The sequence below is a fragment of the Sphingomonas pollutisoli genome (assembly GCF_029167165.1).
GTDB lineage: Bacteria > Pseudomonadota > Alphaproteobacteria > Sphingomonadales > Sphingomonadaceae > Sphingomonas > Sphingomonas pollutisoli.
In genome coordinates, this window is sequence record NZ_JARFNJ010000006.1 from 294,422 (window position 1) to 310,413 (window position 15,992).

Annotated in this window: 13 protein-coding genes and 1 tRNA gene; 13 read left to right on the forward strand and 1 reads right to left on the reverse strand. The window is 67.2% G+C overall.

Features of this window, described 5'->3' with window-relative positions:
- Positions 1-66: 66 nt before the first annotated feature.
- From PX554_RS15400 to clpX, 3 genes are all read left to right on the forward strand, one after another.
- The gene (locus PX554_RS15400; protein ID WP_176787135.1) at positions 67-1,008 is read left to right on the forward strand and encodes a glycosyltransferase family 2 protein; all 942 of its coding nucleotides are present in this window, start codon (positions 67-69) and stop codon (positions 1,006-1,008) included.
- 169 nt (positions 1,009-1,177) lie between these two features.
- Positions 1,178-1,885: an ATP-dependent Clp endopeptidase proteolytic subunit ClpP gene (gene clpP / locus PX554_RS15405; protein ID WP_093223906.1), complete on the forward strand. Its 708-nt coding sequence runs from the start codon at positions 1,178-1,180 to the stop codon at positions 1,883-1,885.
- A gap of 244 nt (positions 1,886-2,129) precedes the next feature.
- Positions 2,130-3,398 (forward strand): ATP-dependent Clp protease ATP-binding subunit ClpX, encoded by a 1,269-nt coding sequence (gene clpX, locus PX554_RS15410; protein WP_093223904.1) that lies wholly within the window; start codon positions 2,130-2,132, stop codon positions 3,396-3,398.
- A gap of 289 nt (positions 3,399-3,687) precedes the next feature.
- Here the strand turns inward: clpX and PX554_RS15415 are convergent, their stop codons facing one another.
- On the reverse strand, positions 3,688-5,403 hold the full coding sequence (locus PX554_RS15415; RefSeq protein WP_275503174.1) for a M1 family metallopeptidase: 1,716 nt from the start codon (positions 5,401-5,403) through the stop codon (positions 3,688-3,690).
- A gap of 93 nt (positions 5,404-5,496) precedes the next feature.
- On the opposite strand from PX554_RS15415, the gene lon reads away from it, so the two are divergent.
- From lon to gspI, 10 genes are all read left to right on the forward strand, one after another.
- Complete coding sequence (gene lon, locus PX554_RS15420) at positions 5,497-7,923, forward strand: endopeptidase La (protein WP_275503176.1); 2,427 nt, start codon at positions 5,497-5,499, stop codon at positions 7,921-7,923.
- A gap of 150 nt (positions 7,924-8,073) precedes the next feature.
- Positions 8,074-8,346, forward strand: coding sequence for an HU family DNA-binding protein (locus PX554_RS15425; protein ID WP_093223901.1), 273 nt, complete (start codon positions 8,074-8,076; stop codon positions 8,344-8,346).
- A 137-nt stretch (positions 8,347-8,483) separates the two neighbouring features.
- A tRNA-Val gene (locus tag PX554_RS15430) sits at positions 8,484-8,558 on the forward strand.
- Between the two features lie 122 nt (positions 8,559-8,680).
- Positions 8,681-9,511, forward strand: coding sequence for a type II secretion system protein N (locus PX554_RS15435; protein ID WP_275503179.1), 831 nt, complete (start codon positions 8,681-8,683; stop codon positions 9,509-9,511).
- Positions 9,508-11,721 carry a type II secretion system secretin GspD gene (gspD, locus tag PX554_RS15440; protein ID WP_275503181.1) on the forward strand — a complete coding sequence of 738 codons (2,214 nt, stop codon included), beginning with the start codon at positions 9,508-9,510 and terminating at the stop codon, positions 11,719-11,721. The genes PX554_RS15435 and gspD overlap by 4 nt, the downstream gene beginning before the upstream one ends.
- A 2-nt stretch (positions 11,722-11,723) precedes the next feature.
- Positions 11,724-13,286, forward strand: coding sequence for a GspE/PulE family protein (locus PX554_RS15445; RefSeq protein ID WP_275503320.1), 1,563 nt, complete (start codon positions 11,724-11,726; stop codon positions 13,284-13,286).
- Between the two features lie 118 nt (positions 13,287-13,404).
- Entirely contained in the window at positions 13,405-14,631 is a 1,227-nt protein-coding gene (gspF, locus tag PX554_RS15450; RefSeq protein WP_275503182.1) for a type II secretion system inner membrane protein GspF, read from the forward strand.
- A gap of 17 nt (positions 14,632-14,648) precedes the next feature.
- Positions 14,649-15,095: a type II secretion system major pseudopilin GspG gene (gene gspG, locus PX554_RS15455; RefSeq protein WP_176787133.1), complete on the forward strand. Its 447-nt coding sequence runs from the start codon at positions 14,649-14,651 to the stop codon at positions 15,093-15,095.
- Complete coding sequence (locus PX554_RS15460; RefSeq protein ID WP_093223893.1) at positions 15,070-15,546, forward strand: GspH/FimT family pseudopilin; 477 nt, start codon at positions 15,070-15,072, stop codon at positions 15,544-15,546. The genes gspG and PX554_RS15460 overlap by 26 nt, the downstream gene beginning before the upstream one ends.
- A 55-nt stretch (positions 15,547-15,601) precedes the next feature.
- Complete coding sequence (gspI, locus tag PX554_RS15465; RefSeq protein ID WP_256326199.1) at positions 15,602-15,991, forward strand: type II secretion system minor pseudopilin GspI; 390 nt, start codon at positions 15,602-15,604, stop codon at positions 15,989-15,991.
- Position 15,992 lies beyond the last annotated feature (1 nt).

Below are 15,992 nucleotides of genomic sequence, written 5' to 3' on the forward strand. Positions count from 1 at the left end.
GTTGTGGTCGGGGCGGCGTCTCGATTATCCTGACGCTTGATTTGCTTCAGCCTCTGGAGGGCGCGCTTGCCAGAACCCCGCATCGCCGTCCTGCTCCCCTGCTATAACGAGGAAGCCGCGATCGCGGCGACGGTGGCCGGGTTCCGCGCCGCGCTGCCCGGCGCGGACATCTACGTCTATGACAACAACAGCCGCGACCGCACCGTCGAGGTCGCGCGCGCGGCGGGCGCGATCGTCCGTACCGAGCGCATCCAGGGCAAGGGCGCGGTGGTGCGGCGGATGTTCGCGGATGTCGATGCCGACGTCTATGTGATGGCGGATGGCGACGCGACCTATGACGCCGCCTCGGCGCCGGCGATGGTCGCCCGGCTGCTTGGCGAACAGCTCGATATGATCGTCGGCGCGCGCATCACGCAGATCGAAGCGGCGTACCGGCGCGGCCACCGCTTCGGCAATGCGGTGCTGACCGGCATGCTCGCGCGGCTGTTCGGGCGCAGCTTCACCGATATCCTGTCGGGCTACCGCGTCTTCTCGCGCCGCTTCGTCAAGAGCTTCCCCGTGCTCTCGGCGGGGTTCGAGATCGAGACCGAGATCAGCGTCCACGCGCTCGAATTGCGCATGCCCGTCGCCGAGGTGGCGACACCCTATTACGAGCGGCCCGAAGGCTCGGCCTCCAAGCTCAGCACCTACCGCGACGGCTTCCGCATCCTGCGCACCATCCTAACGCTGTACCGGATCGAGCGCCCCGTGCTGTTCTTCGGCGCGATCGGCGCGGTGCTGGCGCTGCTGGGGCTGCTGCTCGCGGTACCGCTCGTCATCACCTACATGCACACGCATCTCGTGCCCCGCCTGCCGACCGCGGTGATGGTGACCGGCCTGATGATCCTGGCTGCGCTGTGCCTGTTTGCGGGGCTGATCCTCGACACCGTAGTGCGTGGCCGGCGCGAGATGCGCCGGCTCGCCTACCTCTCGCACCGCGCGCCGGGCGTTGAGAGGCGCGAGGGCTGAAACTTCACATACCGTTCGCCCTGAGCTTGTTGAAGGGCGTGCCAACCAGCGCGGCGTGCGGGACACGTGCTTCGACTGCGCTCAGCACGAACGGCAGGGCACACTTGCCAAGTCCCGGCGGAGTGCCGATGTAGGCGACCGCAAGGGCATAAAGGACGTACAGAACATCATGCGCAACCCGTTCGACACCGGCGATTTCATGGCTCCCCTCAGCGCGGCGGGGCTCGTCGCCCAGCAGCCGACTCAGGCCGGCCTCGTTCCCATCGTCATCGAGCAATCCAACCGCGGCGAGCGCAGCTTCGACATCTATTCGCGGCTGCTGCGCGAGCGGATCATCTTCGTGACCGGCGGGGTCGAGGATCACATGGCCTCGATCATCACCGCCCAGCTTCTGTTCCTGGAATCGGAAAACCCGAAGAAGGACATCTTCATGTACATCAACTCGCCGGGCGGTGTCGTCACGGCGGGCATGGCGATCCATGACACGATGCAATACATCCGCCCGCGCGTCGGCACGGTTTGCATCGGCCAGGCCGCGTCGATGGGCAGCTTCCTGCTGTCGGCCGGCGAGCCGGGGATGCGCGTCGCGCTCACCAACTCGCGGATCATGATCCACCAGCCTTCGGGCGGCGCGCAGGGCATGGCCAGCGACATCGAGATCCAGGCGCGTGAGATCCTGCGGATGCGCCATTTCCTCAACTCGCTCTACGCCAAATACACCGGCAAGACGCTCGAGGAGATCGAACGCGCGATGGACCGCGACAACTTCATGTCGGCGGAAGAGGCCAAGGCGTTCGGGCTGATCGATCAGGTGTTCGACAAGCGCCCGGCGATCGCCGACGACGGCGCCACCCCGCCGGCGCTACCCGCCGCCTGAGAACCGGGGTCGCTAGGCGCTCCGCCGCCGGTTGGCGGCGGCGGGGCGTCGCGTCCGTTCGGGATATGATCCGCCCGGATGGGCGGTGCCGCGCCGCTTGTTACGCCGCAAACTGTGCCCATATCACCTCTCATCAGGCCGTAACCGCCGGGGCAAAGCGATATTCGGCATTGCCCGATAGCCGGAAACGCGCCTAGTCTGTTATGCTTTCGTCCCCACAAGGGGCATTGGGACACGAGATTTTATGACCAAGCTGAGTGGCGGCGACTCGAAAAGCACGCTGTATTGCTCCTTCTGCGGCAAGTCGCAGCACGAGGTGCGCAAGCTGATCGCCGGGCCGACCGTGTTCATCTGCGATGAGTGCGTCGAGCTGTGCAACGACATCATCCGCGAGGAGACCAAGTCGGCGCTGGTGTCGAAGAAGGACGGCGGCGTGCCGACCCCGCAGGAGATCTGCGATGTCCTCGACGATTATGTGATCGGCCAGAAGCGCGCCAAGCGCGTGCTGTCGGTGGCGGTCCACAACCATTACAAGCGGCTCAACCACGGCCAGAAGGGTGCCGACGTCGAGCTCGCCAAGTCGAACATCCTGCTCGTCGGCCCGACCGGATGCGGCAAGACCCTGCTCGCGCAGACGCTGGCGCGCATCCTCGACGTGCCGTTCACGATGGCCGACGCGACCACGCTCACCGAGGCCGGCTATGTCGGCGAGGATGTCGAGAACATCATCCTCAAGCTGCTTCAGGCGTCCGACTATAATGTCGAGCGCGCGCAGCGCGGCATCGTCTATATCGACGAGATCGACAAGATCAGCCGCAAGGCCGAGAACCCCTCGATCACGCGCGACGTGTCGGGTGAGGGCGTTCAGCAGGCGCTGCTCAAGCTGATGGAAGGCACCACCGCGAGCGTGCCGCCGCAGGGCGGGCGCAAGCATCCGCAGCAGGAGTTCCTCCAGGTCGATACGACCAACATCCTGTTCATCTGCGGCGGCGCGTTTTCGGGGCTTGAGAAGATCATCGGCGATCGTCTGCAGGGCAAGTCGATCGGCTTCGGCGCCTATGTCGCCAGCCCCGAGGAGCGCCGCACCGGCGAGACGCTCAAGTCGGTCGAGCCCGAGGATCTGCTCAAGTTCGGCCTGATCCCCGAATTCGTCGGCCGCCTGCCGGTGATCGCGACGCTCGAGGATCTCGATGTCCCCGCGCTGGTGACGATCCTCACCGAGCCGAAGAACGCTTTGGTCAAACAGTATCAGAAGCTGTTCGACATGGAGACGGTCAAGCTCGGCTTCACCGAGGACGCGCTCACGCAGGTCGCCAAGAAGGCGATCGAGCGCAAGACCGGCGCACGCGGGCTGCGCTCGATCCTCGAAGGCATCCTGCTCGATACGATGTTCGATCTGCCCGGCATGGACGGCGTCGACGAGGTGATGATCGACAAGGACGTGATCGAAGGCCGCAAGGAACCGATCCGCGTCTATGCGAAGAAGGACAAGGCGGGGGCGGGCGCGGCGTAAGCCACCCGCCTTTCCAAGCCTGTTGAAAGAGCGGTCTGCCGGCGCAGGCCGCTCTTTTCGTTTCCTTGGTATCGGCTCCAACGCGGGTCGCGAAATCCGTGCTTCGACTTCGCTCAGCACGAACGGCGGGTGGCGAAACGTCACCTTTCTTCACCGTTCGCGGGCAGTCAAACGTGAGCCTCCTTCACCGTTCGTGCTGAGCGAAGTCGAAGCACGTGTCACGAGCGCGCCGCTTTCAAAGGCACGCACTTCGACTTCGCTCAGTGCGAACGGTGGGGACATAGTGGCATCACTGCGCCTTGCGCTGCGCGTCCCGCCACGCTTGATACGCCTCCACCGCCGCCGAGCGCCGCAACACCCGCGCGTCGGGGTCGATCACGACATGCGCGCCGGCGGCCACCGCGATGCGGCCGGTGCCGTTCGCCATCGCCAACCGGACCGTCCGCCCGGCGACCCGCACCGCCACCGGCATCGGGAAGGGCCGCCCGCCCGGTGCCGCCCAGTGCAGGTTCAGCGCACCGTCACGCCGCTCGCTCAGCAGGTCGGGCAGCGCGGCCTGGCGCAGATAGACGTCGAAGAACCAACCGTAATCCTTGCCGGTCACGCGCGTGACGATCGCCTGATAGTTGGCGCTCGTCACGAAACGCGGGGTGAAATTGCCCGGCTTGGGATCGCTCCGCCCATAGACCGCCAGCCGGGTCACATCGCGAAACGCGCGGTCGCCGATCAGCCAGCGCAAGGTGTGGAGCATCCACGCGCCCTTGTAATAGATGTCCTGCCCCGGGCCGCCGCGATCGATCCGGTAGACATCCTCTTCGGTGCGGGACGCGCCCGAAACCATCGGCCGCAGATTGGTGATCTTGTCGCGCTGGTCGTCGAGCATCGTCGCGTAGCGGGCATCGCCCTCGCGCCACAGGCCGTAGAACGGCTGCATGTAGGTCGCATAGCCCTCGTGCAGCCAGAAATCGTCCCAGTCGCGCGCGGAAAGCTGGTTGCCGAACCATTCGTGCGCGAGCTCGTGCTGGAACAGCCAGTCGAAACCCTCCGGCGCCTTGGCATAGCCGTTGCCATAGGCGTTGATCGTCTGGTGCTCCATGCCCTTGTGCGGGGTCTCGACCACGCCGAGCTTTTCGTCGCCGAAGGGGTAGGGGCCGATCTCGCTTTCGAAGAAGTCGAGCGCCGGCGCGAACTCGGCGAACAGCGCGCGCGCCTGCGTGTCCTCGCCGGGCAGGTACCAGTAGAAGAGCGGGATCGTGTTGCCGAAGCGGCTCTTGTAGCTGCCCGAGAGTTGCTCATAGGGGCCGACGTTGAGCGCGATGCCGTAGGTCGTCGGGTGTTTGACGCGCCAGGTCCAGGTGGTGCGGCCATCGGCGAGCGTGTCGATGCCGAGCAATTTGCCGTTGGAGGGTGCCTTCAGGCCCGCAGGCACGGTGATGTGCAGCGTCGCGACGCCGGGCCGCCCGGTCGGGAAGTCGAGGCACGGCCAGAACAGGTCGCAGCCATTGCCTTCGGCGGTGGTCGCCACCCACGGGTGGCCGTCGGGGGTCTTGGCCCAGACGAAGCCGTCGTCCCACGGCGCCTTCACCGCGACATGCGGTGTGCCTGCGTAGGTGATGCGCGCGCTCACCCGCCCGCCCGCCGCCACGCGATGCGGCAGCGTGATCGTGAGCTTGCCCTCCGGGTTGCTCCAGGCGCGCGCCGGTAGCGCCACGCCGTCGATCGCGACCGCACTGACCGGCAAGTTGCGGTCGAGATCGATCAGCAACCGATCGAGCGGCGCGCGCGCGGTGAAGCTCAGCGCCGCCACGCCGGCGATCCGCTCCGCTTCTGGGAACACTTCGAACCGCAGATCGGCCGCGTCGAAAGACAGTTTCGCCTGCTCCGGGTCGATCGGGCCGCCCGAACGCGCGGTCTGCGGTGTCAGTGCGGGTTCGCCCGGACCGGGCAGATCGGCCGCGCCGAGCAGCAGCGCCGCCGCCGGCAGGACCGCGGTGGGTATCCTCATGCCCCGTTCATCGGCGAACGGCGATTGATGGAAAGCGCGCACACACCATATAAGGAAGAACAAGGCGCGTCGTTCGCGTTCCCCGGAGTTTCCATGACCCAAATCTACCCTGTTCTGCCGCTACGTGACATCGTTGTCTTCCCGCACATGATCGTGCCGCTGTTCGTCGGCCGCGACAAGTCGGTCGCGGCGCTGGAAGCGGCGATGGCCGCCGACAAGGAGATTTTCCTGGTCGCGCAGCTCGATCCGGCCGAGGACGACCCCGATCGCGACGACCTCTACGACATCGGTGTCACCGCCACCGTGCTGCAATTGCTGAAGCTGCCCGATGGCACGGTGCGCGTGCTGGTCGAGGGCAAGAAGCGTGCGAAGTTCAGCGATCTCGCAACGTCCGAGGGCCATCTGACCGCCTCGGTCGATCTGCTGGAGGGTGATGCCGGTGCCGACGATCTCGCCGAGGCGGAGAAGCAGGTGACGCATGAGGTCGCCGCGCTGATGCGCTCGGTGATCGATCAGTTCGAGAATTACGCCAAGCTCAACCGCAAGCTGCCGGCGGAAACCGCGGTACAATTGAGCGAGATCGAGGAGCCGAGCCAGCTCGCCGACTCGGTCGCGGCCAACATCTCGGTCAAGGTTTCGGACAAGCAGGCTTTGCTGGTCGAGACCGACCCGGCCAAGCGGCTGGAGATGGTGTTCGCCTTCATGGAAGGCGAGCTCGGCGTCCTCCAGGTCGAGAAGAAGATCAAGAGCCGGGTCAAGCGCCAGATGGAGAAGACCCAGCGCGAATATTACCTCAACGAGCAGTTGAAGGCGATCCAGCGCGAACTCGGCAACGAGGGCGAGGAAGGCGAGGGTGACGAGATCGCCGAGCTGACCCAGAAGATCGCGACGCTCAAGCTCTCGAAGGAAGCGCGCGCCAAGGCGACCGCCGAACTCAAGAAGCTCAAGACGATGGCGCCGATGAGCGCTGAGGCGACCGTCGTGCGCAACTATCTCGACGTGCTGCTCGGCCTGCCGTGGGGCAAAAGGTCCAAGATCAAGCGCGACATTTCAGCCGCGCAGGCGGTCCTCGACGAGGACCATTATGCGCTCGAGAAGGTCAAGGACCGGATCATCGAATATCTCGCGGTACAGGCGCGCACCAACAAGCTGAAGGGGCCGATCCTGTGCCTCGTCGGCCCGCCCGGCGTCGGCAAGACCAGCCTCGGCAAGTCGATCGCGAAGGCCACGGGGCGCGAATTCATTCGCCAGTCTTTGGGCGGGGTCCGCGACGAAGCGGAAATTCGCGGCCACCGCCGCACGTATATCGGCTCGCTGCCGGGCAAGATCGTGACCAATCTCAAGAAGGCCGGCACCAGCAACCCGCTGTTCCTGCTCGACGAAATCGACAAGCTTGGCCAGGATTTCCGCGGCGACCCGGCCTCGGCGCTGCTTGAGGTGCTCGATCCCGAGCAGAACAGCAAGTTCAACGACCATTATCTGGAGATCGACATCGATCTGTCGGACGTGATGTTCGTGACGACCGCAAACACGCTCAACCTGCCGCAGCCGCTGCTCGACCGCATGGAGATCATCCGGCTCGAAGGCTATACCGAGGACGAGAAGGTCGAGATCGCCGAGCGTCACCTGATCGGCAAGCAGATCGAGGCGCACGGGCTCAAGGACGGTGAGTTCACGCTCACCACCGAAGGGCTGCGCGCGCTGATCCAATATTACACGCGAGAGGCGGGGGTGCGCACGCTGGAACGCGAGATCGCCAAGCTCGCGCGCAAGGCCCTGCGCCGCATTCTCGAAGGCAAGGACGAGACCGTCACGATCACGCCCGACAACATCGCCGACTTCGCGGGCGTGAAGAAATATCGTCACGGCCTCGGGGAAGAGGAGAATCAGATCGGTGCCGTCACTGGTCTCGCCTGGACCGAGGTGGGCGGCGAGTTGCTGACCATCGAGAGCGTCACCGTGCCGGGCAAGGGCGCCGCCAAAGTGACCGGCAAGCTCGGCGACGTGATGAAGGAGTCGATCGAGACGGCGTTCAGCTTCGTCAAGGCGCGGTCGCCCAGCTACGGCATCAAGCCGAGCCTGTTCGCGCGCAAGGACATCCACATCCACCTGCCCGAGGGTGCCGTGCCCAAGGATGGTCCGTCGGCGGGCGTGGGCATCGTCACCTCGATCGTCTCGACCCTCACCGGTGTTGCGGTGCGCCGCGAGGTGGCGATGACCGGCGAGGTGACGCTGCGCGGCCGCGTGCTGCCGATCGGCGGCCTCAAGGAGAAGCTGCTCGCGGCGCTGCGCGGCGGCATCACCACGGTGCTGATCCCGCAGGAGAATGAGAAGGATCTCGCCGAGATCCCGGCCAATATTCGCGCGGGGCTGAAGATCGTACCCGTCAGCCATGTCGACGAGGTGCTGCGTCTGGCGCTCACCGCGCCGATCGAGCCGATCTCGTGGACCGAGGAGGATGATCTCGCCGCGCAACCGCCGGTGAGCGTCGCCCCGATCGGCGGCGAGCGTCGACATTGATCGTTAACGCGGCGGAAGAGACGGAATTCCGCCGCGTTTTGTCGGGGTTGAACGCAAATTGCTTTGACAGCCCCGGCCCGCCTGTCGTTACTGGAATACCGGCTTTTTGAGCCGAGAATCAGTTTCCATTGTAACGGGGGTTCCGCGGGCATGAACAAGCAGGAGTTGATCGGCACGGTTGCCGACGCATCCGGTCTCGGCAAGGGTGATGCGAGCAAGGCGGTCGAGGCTGTGTTCGACGCGATCTCCGAGGCGTTGAAGAAGGGCGACGAGGTGCGTCTGGTGGGTTTCGGGACGTTTTCGGTGAGCAAGCGCAAGGCATCGACCGGCCGCAACCCGCGCACCGGCGAGCCGATGACGATCAAGGCGTCGTCGCAGCCCAAGTTCAAGGCCGGCAAGGGCCTCAAGGATTCGGTGAACTGACGACGGGAATGTGCCGGAGGGGCTGGACAAGTCCCGATGGCCTGTCTTAAGAGGCACGGAACAGGGCGGCGGCGAGCCGCCCTATTTCGTTGGCGAAAGCCGATGAAGCATCGCGGCCCCACCGGGGCAGAGGCGATGGGCGCGTAGCTCAGCGGTAGAGCACACCCTTCACACGGGTGGGGTCACAGGTTCAATCCCTGTCGCGCCCACCATGCCCGAACGGCATGGTGATCCGCCGCCGCAGCGCGTGCGGAAAAGGTTCACACGACCGACCTGTGACTGTAACACATCTTTCCTAGCGGGTGCGCACGGTTGCCGGGGTGGTCTGTTCAGAATGCGATTGGTTCTCGATCCGCGCGCCCGGGCGCTGTTGCGCCGGCTACCGCGGGTCACGGTCTATTCGGCGGCCGAGCTGGCGCTGATCGCGGTGCTGGCGGTGCAATGCGCGCGGCTGGCGTGGGCGGTCGTCACCCCGGTCGCCCCGCTCGGTGACTGGCGGCCGGCGGGAGTCTCGGTGCCCGGTGCGCCGGGCGACGTGCTGCGCGGCTTCGATCCGTTCTTCCGCCTCTCGGGCAGCGACGCGCAGCCAGCGACCGTCACGTCGCTCCAATTGACATTGTTCGGCACGCGGATCGACGGCGCGATGGGCGGCGGCTCGGCGATCATCGCCGGGCCGGACGGCGTGCAGAAGAGCATCGCGGTCGGGCAGGAGCTCGCGCCCGGCGCGACGCTCAAGGCGGTCGCGTTCGATCACGTCACCATCGACCGGGGCGGTGCGGTCGAGGATCTGTTCCTCGCCCAGGGCGATGCCGGCGCCGCGCCGCCGCCGGCGCCCCCGCCCCCCTCCGCATCGCTGCTCGCGCCCGGTGCGCCGGCGGCGGGGCTGACACTCTCGCAGCTTCGCGCCGAGACCGGCATCATCCCGCGTGTCGATGGCGGCCGGGTCAGCGGCCTCGTCGTGCGCCCGCAGGGCGGCGCGACCGCGTTCCGCCAGGCGGGGCTCCGCGACGGCGACGTCGTCACCGCGATCAACGGGCGGCCGGTCGGCGGAGCGGGCGATCTCGAACGTCTCGGCGGTCAATTCGCCGGGGGCGGCACACTCTCGGTCACGGTCGAACGGGGCGAGCAGACCCTGCCGCTCGCCATCACGATAGCAGGTCCATGAAGAAACTGATTCTCGCTCCCTTGCTCGCGCTCGCCTGCGCCGGCCCGATTGCCGCGCAGACGACGATGAACGTGCGCGACGCCGATGTCCGCGCCTTCATCGCCGATGCCGCGCGCGTGACCGGCCGGACCTTCATCATCGACGCGCGTGTGCAGGGGAAGGTGACGGTCGTCACAGACCGGCCACTCACCCGCTCCGAATATTTCGAAGTGTTCCTCTCGACGTTGCGCGCCAACGGCCTCGTCGCGGTGCCGACCTCGAACGGCGCGTTCCGCATCCAGCCGGTCGACAATGCCGCGTCGCAGCCGAGCCGGGTCGGAACCGGCGGCGCGGCGCGCAACAGCCTCGTCACCGAAATCGTCCGGCTGCGCTCGATCGACGCCGCCTCGGCGGTCGATACGGTGCGCGGCCTCGTCAGTACGCAAGGTTCGGTCACGGCGAATCGCGGCGGCAATTCGGTCGTCATCGTCGATTTCGCCGACAACGTGCGCCGCGTGCGCGAGGTGCTGCGCCGGATCGACACGGACACTGCGGCCACGCGCGTGATCGCGCTCAAGAATGCCGGCGCGCGCGAAATCGCGAGCGCGCTCCAGGCGCTCGCCGGGCAGGGGAGCGGCGCCGGCGGGTCGGCGCAACCCGGCAGCCCGTCGGCGGTGAGCGTCGTCGCGGTCACCAGTTCGAACGCCGTCGCGCTGCGCGGCGACACGGCGAGCGTCGCGCGGCTGGCGGCGGTCGCGCAGGATCTCGATGCGCGCGCCAAGAACGGCACCGAGATCAAGGTGGTGTTCCTCGAGAATGCCGATGCCGAGCAATTGCTGCCGGTGCTCCAGCAACTCGTCGGCCAGGCGCCCACGCCGGTGCAGACGCAGCAGCTCTCGCAATCGACGTTCGGCGGCACCGGCGGCGGCGGGTCGAACGGCTTCGGCGCGGGATCGCCCAACACCAACATCGTACCCCCGCAAAGCCAGCCGGTGCAGACCGGCACCGCGCCGGCCCAGGCCGCCGTCACCGCCGAGGGCGGCAAGACCGCCGCGGTCGTCACGCGCTTCGCCGGCGCCAATGCGATCGTCATCGCCGCGCCGGCCGAGGTGCAGCGGCAATTGTCCGAAGTCGTGCGCCAGCTCGACACGCGGCGTGAGCAGGTGCTCGTCGAGGCGATCGTCGCGGAAGTGTCGGATGCGACCGCGAGCAAGCTCGGCGTGCAGTTCCTGCTCGCCGGCCTGCCCGGCAGCGGCATCCCCACCTTCGCGACTAGCTACAGCAACTCCGCGCCCAATCTGCTGACGATCGCGGGCGCGGTCGGCGCGCGGTCGCTCAACACCACCACGACCACCGTCAACGGCAACACCACCGTCACCACCACCAACAATGCGGTGAGCGACGCGCTCGCCCAGTCGGCGCTCACCTCGATCCTCGGCGCGACCGGCGGGTTCGGCGGCGGCGTCACCAACATCGGCAAGAACGCGATCTTCGGCGCGATCATCAACGCGGTGAAGTCCGACACCACGTCGAACCTGCTGCAAGCCCCGTCGCTTACCACGCTCGACAATCAGGAAGCGCGCATCCTCGTCGGGCAGGAGATACCGATTACGACGGGTCAGGCGCTCAGCCAGAATTTCGATAACGCCTTCCGCACCGTCCAGCGCGAAAATGTCGGCATCCAGTTGCAGGTCCGCCCGCAGGTCAATTCGAGCGGGTCGATCAAGCTGATCCTTCACCAGCAGGTCAGTTCGGTTGCCGGTCCGGTCTCCAGCGACAATAGCGATTTGATCCTCAACAAGCGTGAGGTCGAGACGACGATGACGGTCGATGACGGCCAGATCGCGATCATCGGCGGCCTGCTCAGCGACGATGAGCGCCGCACGATCGAGAAGGTGCCCCTGCTCGGCGACATTCCCGCGCTCGGCCAGTTGTTCCGCTCCAAGGCGAAGCAGCGCACCAAGACCAATCTGATGATCTTCATCCGCCCGACCGTGCTGCGCACGCCCGAGGACACGCAGCGGCTCACCTCGCAGCGCTACGGCTATCTGCGGCTCCAGCAGGGCCAGCAGAACCCGGTGGATGAGCCCTCGATCGACGAGCTGGTGCGCGATTACATGGGCGCCGCGCCGCCGATCCCGAGCGCGCCCGTGCCCGGCAACATCGAAGACCCGCGCATCGGCGTGCCCGTGGTCAGAAACTCGACGCAGATCGTCCGACCGGAGAAATGAAGATGGCCTCGGTGCTCGACCTTGCCGAACCCGCAGCCCTGCCCGCCGGCGTCGTCACCATCCCTTATGCGTTCGCGCGGCGCTTCGGGGTGGTGCTCGGCGATGCCGCCGACGGGCATCTCTCCGTCGCGATGCGCGAGGGCGGCGATCCCAGGGTGCTGCTCGAACTGCGCAGGCATCTCGCCCAGCCGTTCGACATCGGCATCGTGCCGGCGGATGCGTTCGATCGCCTCCTGTCCGATCGTTACGCGATGGACGGGCAGGCGGCCGCGATGGCGGCGGGCGGGATCGGCATGGCCGGCGAACTCGACATCCTCGCCGGCGACCTGCCGACCGCCGACGACCTGCTCGACACCGCCGACGATGCGCCGGCGATCCGGCTCATCAACGGCATCATCGCCGACGCGGCGCGCAACGGCGTGTCCGATATCCACATCGAGCCGTATGAGACCGGCCTCGTCGTGCGGATGCGGATCGACGGCGTGCTGCGCGAGACGCTGCGGATGCCGCCGCACGTCGCGCCGGTGGTGGTTAGCCGCGTGAAAGTGATGGCGCGGCTCGACATCGCCGAGCGGCGCATCCCGCAGGACGGACGCATCGGGCTGACGCTCGGCGGGAAGCTGCTCGACGTGCGCGTCTCGACGCTGCCGAGCCGGGCGGGAGAGCGTGTGGTGCTGCGCATTCTCGACAAGGAGAACGCCGGCATCACGCTCGACGTGCTCGGTATGACCGATGCGATGAACGCGATGCTCAAGGCGACGCTGACCGAGCCGAACGGCATCGTGCTCGTCACCGGGCCGACCGGATCGGGCAAGACGACCACGCTCTACGCCGCCTTGCGCCTGCTCAACGACGGCAGCCGCAATATCCTGACCGTCGAAGACCCGGTCGAATATGCGATCGACGGTGTCGGCCAGACCCAGGTCAACCCCAAGGTCGGGCTCACCTTCGCGGCGGGGCTGCGCGCGATCCTGCGGCAAGACCCGGACGTGGTGATGGTCGGCGAAATCCGCGATCGCGAGACCGCCGAAATCGCCGTGCAGGCGTCGCTGACCGGTCACCTCGTGCTCTCGACCGTCCACACAAACGACGCGGTCGGCGCGATCACGCGGATGCGCGACATGAAGATCGAGCCGTTCCTGCTCGCCTCGACGCTGCGCGCGGTGATCGCGCAGCGGCTGGTGCGGCGCTTGTGCGAGCAATGCCGGCGGCCGGTGCAGGCATCGGGATCGGTCTCGGCGCTGCTCGGCTTCGATATCGGCACGGTCGTTTATGAGGCGGTCGGCTGCGACGAGTGCGGGCATAGCGGCTTCAAGGGCCGGATCGGCGTGTTCGAGGCGGTGCGAATCGACGAGACGCTCCGCCGCCTCATCAACGACGGCGGCGACGAATCGCTGATCGCGCGCCACGCCTTCCTCCACGCGCAGAACCTCGGTGCGGCGGCGCGGCAACTGGTGCGCGAGGGCAAGACCACGCCCGAGGAAGCGGTACGCGTGTCGCGGCGCGACATGGCGGATGTCGAGGCGCCGCTTGTGGTTGAGCCAGAAACGGTCGATCGTGGCTAACCTTCCTTCTTGCTCCCCTCCCTGGAAGGGAGGGGGTGGGTCGGTTCGGGGCCGGCGCTGCGTTCCAACGAGAGCTACCCACCCCCGACCCCTCCCTTCCAGGGAGGGGAGGAGATAAGTGCCTGACTTCGACTATCTCGTCGTCGACACTAAGGGGCGCGAGGTGCGCGGGCACGTCGCCGCGTCCTCGCTCGACTCCGCGCGCGCCATGCTCGATCGCAAGGGGCTGTACGTCCTAAAGCTCGAACCCGGCTCATCCCTGCCGCCGCGCGGCAAGGCGCTCTTCTCGAACGTCCGCATTGGTCGCCGGCGGATGAGCACCAAGCAGCTCACGCTGTTCACGCGCCAGCTTGCAACGCTCAACCGCGTCTCGCCGCTCGAAGAGGCGCTGCGCACGATCACGCGCCAGACCGAGCAGGACCATGTCCGCGACATCGTCCATGCGGTCCACGCCGGCGTGGTGGAGGGCCGCCGCCTCGCCGATTCGATGGCGCGCGAGCCGAAGAGCTTCCCGCCGCTCTACCGCGCGATGGTCGCGGCGGGCGAGCGGTCGGGCGCGCTTCCCGAGATCCTCGAACGGCTCTCCGCGCTGCTGGAGCGGCAGGCCGAGATCAACGGCCGGATCGTGACCGCGCTCGCCTATCCGTGCGTGCTCGCGCTGGTGGCGACCGCGGTCGTCACCGCGCTGATGATGTTCGTCGTGCCGCAAGTGGTCGAACAGTTCGACACCGTCGGCCAGCAATTGCCGCTGCTGACGCGGATCGTGATCGGCGTGTCGCACGCGCTGGTGCGCTGGTGGTGGCTGATCGCGCTGATGATCGTGCTGGGCGGCATCGGCTTCTGGCAGGGGATGAAGCGCCCGGGCATCAAATATGCGTTCGACAGCCGGCTGCTACGCCTTCCTCTGCTCGGCCGGCTGCTGCGCGATCTCCACGCGGCGCGGATGGCGCGCACGCTCGCGACGATGGTGTCGAGCCGGCTGCCGCTGCTCGACGGGCTGGTGCTGACCTCGGGCACGATCCACAACGCTCGGCTGCGGCGCGCCACCGACGAGATCGTCGAGTCGATTCGCGGCGGCGGCAGCCTGTCGGCGGCGATGCTGCGCGCCGGCGTGTTCCCGCCGCTGCTGACCTATCTGGTCGCCTCGGGCGAGGCCGCTGGGCAGCTCGACGAGATGCTCGCGCGCGCCGCCGATTATCTCGAGCGCGAGTTCGACCGTTTCACCGCGACCGCGCTGTCGTTGCTCGAACCGCTCATCATCGTCGTGATGGGGGGTGTCGTCGCCACGATCGTGCTATCGATCCTGCTGCCGATCCTCCAGCTCAACACGCTGGCCGGCCAGTGACACGAATGAGGACCATCATGAATCGCAAGGCCCCGATCCGCAAGCGCCGCCCCATGCAGGAGGGCTTCACGCTGGTCGAACTGATGGTGGTGATCGTCATCATCGGCCTGCTCGCCGCGATCGTCGTCATCAACGTGTTCCCGAGCGGCGACAAGGCGCGCATCACCCGCGCCAAGGCCGATATCGCCACGATCGAACAGGCGCTCGAACTCTACAAACTGTCGAACGGCGCGTTTCCGTCGACGTCCGATGGTCTGAACGCGCTCGTCAATGCGCCGGCGGGCGTCGATGCGTCCAAATACCAGAAGGGCGGCTATCTCAAGAAGCTGCCGCTCGATCCTTGGAACCGCCCCTATCTCTATGCCTCCCCCGGCCAGCACGGCGAAGCGGATGTCTGGACGCTCGGCGCGGACGGCAAGGATGGCGGCGAGGGCGTCGATGCCGATATCGGTAGCTGGGAGTAACCGGCACGCCACGCGCGAGCGCGGCTTCACGCTGGTCGAACTGATGATCGTCGTCACGGTCATCGGCCTCGCCTCGGCGGCGGTGGCGCTGAGCCTGCCCGATCCGCGCGGCCGGCTCGCCGACGAGGCGGCGCGTTTCGCGCTGCGCGTGCGCGCGGCGCACGATCTCGCCATCGTCCAGGCGCGTCCGGTCAGTATCTGGGTGACGGCGGCGGGCTATGGCTTCGACGTGCGGCGCGACGGGACATGGCAGGCGATCTCGGACAAGCCGCTGCGGGTGACGCAATGGGGCGCGGGCACGCAGGCGGCGACCGGCATCGCCGGACGCGACCGAATCGTGTTCGATTCGACCGGCCTCGCCGACCGCCCGTTCGACGTGCGTCTGCTCCGCGACGGGCAGGCGAGCGACGTGCATGTCGGCGCGGACGGGACGGTGCGGGTCGGTGGATAAGCGCGTCGCCCCCCGTTCGTCCCGAGCGAAGTCGAGGGACAGGCGTCGGGCGCAGGTGTCTCGACTTCGCTCGACACGAACGGTTGGAGAGCGGGGCTTCACCCTCATCGAGATGATGGTCGCGCTCGCGGTATTCGCCCTCGCCGCGCTCGCGCTGATCCGGCTCGAAGGCGCGACGATCCGGGGTGCCGGCATTCTCGACACCACGCTGACCGGGCAGATCGTCGCCCGCAACGTCGCGATCGAGGCGGTGACGGACGCCAAGCCGCCCGCGCTCGGCATCGCCAACGGCGTCGAGCAAAATGGCGGCAGGGCGTGGAACTGGACCCGCACCGTCGCCGCGACCGGGGATGCGCGAATCCTGCGCATCGACGTGACCGTCACCGACCGCGATGGCCGCTCGGCGGGCAGGCTGACGATGATCCGATCGGGGCGAGGCGCGTGAC